The organism is Sphaerospermopsis sp. LEGE 00249 (genome assembly GCF_014299995.1).
GTDB lineage: Bacteria > Cyanobacteriota > Cyanobacteriia > Cyanobacteriales > Nostocaceae > Sphaerospermopsis > Sphaerospermopsis kisseleviana.
Map to the genome: position 1 here is coordinate 1 of NZ_JACJUZ010000150.1, position 3170 is coordinate 3170.

1 protein-coding gene is annotated in these 3170 nt (G+C 39.8%); it reads right to left on the minus strand.

Annotated elements, in window-relative coordinates:
* Positions 1 to 195: 195 nt before the first annotated feature.
* A partial coding sequence (locus tag H5968_RS24775; protein WP_187042057.1) for a DEAD/DEAH box helicase family protein occupies positions 196 to 3170 on the minus strand: 2975 nt, incomplete at its 5' end.

Consider the following 3170-nt stretch of genomic DNA (forward strand, 5'->3'; position numbering starts at 1 on the left):
CAAAGGTTAGAGGCTGATAAACACAGAAATTAGTGCAAGGGTTTTGAAGGGTATACCGGAAAAAGTGTGCATTTTTGGGGATTTCAAGAGATGGCAAAGAAATTTTCAAATCTCCTCCTGACTCCTGACTCCTGACTCCTGACTCCTATGCCCTCACGGAAAGACTTTCTCAGCAAGCCCTAGTTAGACGTTTAGTTAGGCGATCGCTTTTTGATAAACTTCCTCTAAACAAGCAATTAATTCATCAACTTGAGCAGAGGTAAATAGTCCATCTGGTCCTTGGGGTGTAATATCAGTAAATGGTGATTCATAGAGTAATGCTGCATCCATGACACCATGTTCTGTGAGGTAGTTGATAATCATATCTATAAATTCTATTTGATTAGCATTAAGGTTTTTATCAGCTATAAAACTAGCTAATTCTTGTTTAGCAACTTCCCTATCTAGTCCGACTAAGGAACGCACAAATAAGCCTAGTCCTTGAGATTCTTCCTTAGCGCGGTTAATATCTTCCGTTTCTCCGATACCGCTTTCTGCTAATATTCTTTCTAACTCGGATAAGTCTGATGCGGTTAATTGTTTATTGGTTCTGAGTTTGAAAATAACTATATTATCTTGATGCCCTCTTAAAAAGGCTCTGGCTTTAGATCGGAACTTATAGAATTGATCTGTTGAGGTAAAATGAGGTAATTCTACTATAATTTCCTCACCCATTTCATCCTCAAAATTAGTATAAATGGGTTCGCGTTGTTTCTTATCAATTAAATTTACTAAACCCCGTAGACGTTTGCGGAGTGTTTCTAACATGGGTAAGGTGACATCTTGCCACCATTCGTCGCTTTGAATATCTTGAATTAATGGTAATTGTGCTTGAATTAAAGGAATATCTGGTTTTTCTTCTAGTAACCCAGCAATTGATTTCACCTGTGTTTGTAATTGTTTTAGATTGGGTTGAGATTTGACTATGGCTAGTTGTAATTTTAAGATTAATATATCAAAGCGTTTGGTTTCTTCTGCTTCTGTGGGTATTTGGGAAGGTAAACCGGCAATTTCTTGATTTAAGGTAATAATATCTTCTTGGGCTAATGATTTCCATGATTCATAATTACCATATTTTTCTACAAATTGGCGTTTTGTGCGAACTATAAAATTTTCTGTGTTCATGGCTGCCACTTCTGTATATAATAAATTAGCTATTTGATGCCGCAGTTCTGTATTTGTTTTTGGTTCTTTTGCAGATGTTTGATTTTCGTAAATTGCGGAATTATTAATAGAATTATCAACAATTGATTTATCTAATTCTGCTATTAATTCCAGGCGTTTAGTAAATAACTGCTTACTTAAAGATTTACCTATGGGTGCATCTGTGGTTTCTGGGTTGTGTTGGAAAAATTCTAAATTTTGGCAGTAGTCAAATACATAGAAAAATTGTTTATCTTGTCCTATACCAAATAAGTCAGCACAGCGACGAGTTCCCCTTCCTAACATTTGCCAGAATTTGGTTTTAGAACGCACCAATTTAAACATGACTAAATTTACTACTTCTGGTACATCTATTCCCGTATCTAACATATCTACAGAAATGGCGATATGGGGCATTTTATCTTTTTTAGAAAAGTCGTCTATAATACTTTGAGCGTATTTAGTATTAAAGGTAATGACGCGAGCAAATTCACCTTTAAATTGGGGATAGTTAATATTAAATCTGTCAGCGATAAAGTTAGCGTGAGCTTGATTTTTAGCAAAGATAATTGTTTTACCTAAGATATCACCGCCGGCAACTTTTAAACCTCTGGTCATTAAATGTTCTAAAACTTTATCTACTGTATCTTGATTAAATAACCATTGATTGACTGCTGCTGCTTCTATGGAGTCGGGGATGTTACCTGCATCATCCCATTCTATAGCATCCCATTCTTCTCTTTCTGTTTCTGATAATTGACTATAATTAATTCCTTGACGTTGGAATTTCAGGGGAATTGAGACGGCTTGAGGTGGGACTAAAAAGCCATCTTTTACCGCATCTTCTAAGCCATAGGCATCTGTAGGTACACCACTTTCTAAATCAAATAATCCGTAGGTATTGCGGTCTATTTCATCTTTGGGTGTGGCGGTTAATCCTAATAGTAAGGCATCAAAATAATTGAAGATGTGGCGATATTTTTGGAAGACGGAACGATGGGCTTCATCAACAATAATTATATCAAAATGGGCAACGCTAAACCGTTTTTCTGATTCTTTGGTATCATCAATTAATCCCATCATGGTCTGATAGGTACAAGCGAATACTCTCCCTTCTTCATCTTTTTCTGTGACGAGGTTCACTGGGGAAGCTTCTGGAAGGTGTTTTTTTAATACTTTGATGGTTTGGTCTACCAAGGCCACACGGTCGGCTAAAAATAGGGCGCGTTTGACCCAGTTACAACGCATCAGCATTTCTACTAGGGCGATCGCTGTTCTGGTTTTTCCTGCACCTGTAGCCATGACTAACAGGGTTTTGCGTTCTTTGTCGGTTTCTATAGCTTCTGTAACGCGGCGAATAGCACGGGTTTGGTAATAGCGTTCTGCTATACTGGGTTTAATATCTGCTTGGGCTAAGGATCTGCGGATGCTGCGGCGTTGGATAAGTAATTCTAATTCGGCTTTTTTGTAGAACCCTTGGACTTGTCGCGGTGGGTAGTTGGTGTCATCCCATAACCAATGTTCATAACCGTTGGTGTAGAAAATTAAGGGACGTTGGTTAAATTGTTTTTCTAAACAGTCTGCATAGAGTTTAGCCTGTTGTTGACCGTTGCGGGGGTCTTTGCGGGTACGTTTGGCTTCGACTACTGCTAGGGGTTTTCCATCATCTCCCCATAATACATAATCTACAGAGCCATTACCGGAGTTGTTGGGCATTCCTGTTACTGGATATTCACAGGAAACGTTCCCTTCGACACTTCGGCTTCGCACTTCGGCTTCGCTCAGGGAACGGCCTTCGACTTCGCTCCCTTCGACTTCGCTCCCTTCGACTTCGCTCCCTTCGGCTTCGCTCAGGGAACGGCCTTCGACTTCGCTCCCTTCGACTTCGCTCCCTTCGACTTCGCTCCCTTCGACTTCGCTCCCTTCGACTTCGCTCCCTTCGACTTCGCTCCCTTCGACTTCGCTCCCTTCGACTTCGCTCAGGGAAC